General features: G+C 46.6%; 2 protein-coding genes. Both read left to right on the forward strand.

What is annotated here, in order from left to right; genetic code table 11:
- Positions 1-14 precede the first annotated feature (14 nt).
- Positions 15-1,271 carry a cyclopropane-fatty-acyl-phospholipid synthase family protein gene (locus tag R7070_RS25155; RefSeq protein ID WP_318141390.1) on the forward strand — a complete coding sequence of 419 codons (1,257 nt, stop codon included), beginning with the start codon at positions 15-17 and terminating at the stop codon, positions 1,269-1,271.
- Positions 1,272-1,276: 5 nt separating this feature from the next.
- On the forward strand, positions 1,277-1,435 hold a 159-nt coding region (locus R7070_RS25160), incomplete at its 3' end, for a DUF2878 family protein (protein ID WP_318141391.1).

The following is a 1,435-nucleotide window of genomic DNA, read 5'->3' on the forward strand; positions in this document are numbered from 1 at the left end:
AAGGAGAATTCTGCATGTTAAATACGACTTCTATAACATTGCCGCACAAACTGACGACGACTCAGAAAGCGGCTCGCGGAGTTATTTTTCAATGTCTGCAAAAGATGGAAATGGGTTGCTTAACCATTATTGAATCGTTTCATACTGAGACAAAGGAGCGCAGTGAACGTTTTACTGCGCCAAACGGAGAATACAGTGGCCAACCTGTCGTTGCGACCATTGAGGTTAAGCACCCAGGTTTTTACTCCAGAATATTACAAGGCGGTAGCATCGCTGCCGGTGAGGCGTACATGGATGGCTGGTGGGACAGCCCAGATTTAACGGCATTGATGAAGCTGATGGCGCTAAATATGCGGGCCCTTGATAAGCTTGAGGAGCAGGGTAGTTGGCTTACCAAGTTACTTTACAAGTTTAGCCATTGGACGAATCGAAACTCGCAAGAAAACTCTCGGAAGAACATCCATGCTCATTACGATTTAGGCAATGATTTGTATGAAGCTTTTTTAGATACCAATATGCTGTACTCATCAGCGCTTTACCACACAAGTGTCGACTCCTTAGAGCAAGCTCAAATCAATAAAATGGAACGCTTGTGCCAGCAGTTGGATCTTCAATCTACCGACCATGTGATTGAGATTGGCACAGGGTGGGGGGCGATGGCGATATACATGGCTGAGCAGTACGGTTGCCGCGTGACAACAACGACCATTTCGGAAGAGCAGCATGAGTATGCTCGACAGCAAATCGTACAACGAGGTTTAGCCGATCGAATTACTTTACTTAAAGAAGACTACCGCAACCTTACTGGGACGTACGATAAATTGGTTTCTATCGAGATGATTGAAGCCGTGGGGAAACAGTTCTTAGCTCCCTACATCAAAAAATGCGAGTCGTTATTAAAGCCTAGCGGCCGGATGGCTATCCAAGCGATTACGATTGCGGACCAGCGCTACGACTATTACAGCAACAATGTCGATTTTATTCAGAAATACATTTTCCCTGGCGGTTTCTTGCCGTCGGTGACGTCTTTGACACAAGCGACCACTAAGCACAGTGATTTGGTAGTTCGTGATTTGTTTGACATCGGCCTAGACTACGCAAAAACACTGAATGAGTGGCATCGCCGTTTTAACCGCGCAGAGGATGCTGTGCGAGGGTTTGGGTACGATGACCGGTTTGTCCGCATGTGGCGTTATTACCTTAGTTATTGTGAAGGCGGTTTTCTTGCACGTACGATCAGCGCCGTTCACATGACTTTCCAGCGCCCATAACAATTATGAGAGTGTTGATTGCGTCCACTTGGTTTCAACTGTGCTGGTTTATTGCTGTGCTTGGTACGTTTGAGTGGCAATGGTTGATGATGATACTGGCGTTGGCGACCTTGGTGTATTCCATTCTGACGGAATTCCACTCGGTGAAAGCGATCTCCTTTGTC

Origin of the sequence: Vibrio sp. 1557 (genome assembly GCF_033340175.1) — a bacterium.
In the GTDB taxonomy this organism is placed as follows: domain Bacteria; phylum Pseudomonadota; class Gammaproteobacteria; order Enterobacterales; family Vibrionaceae; genus Vibrio; species Vibrio alginolyticus.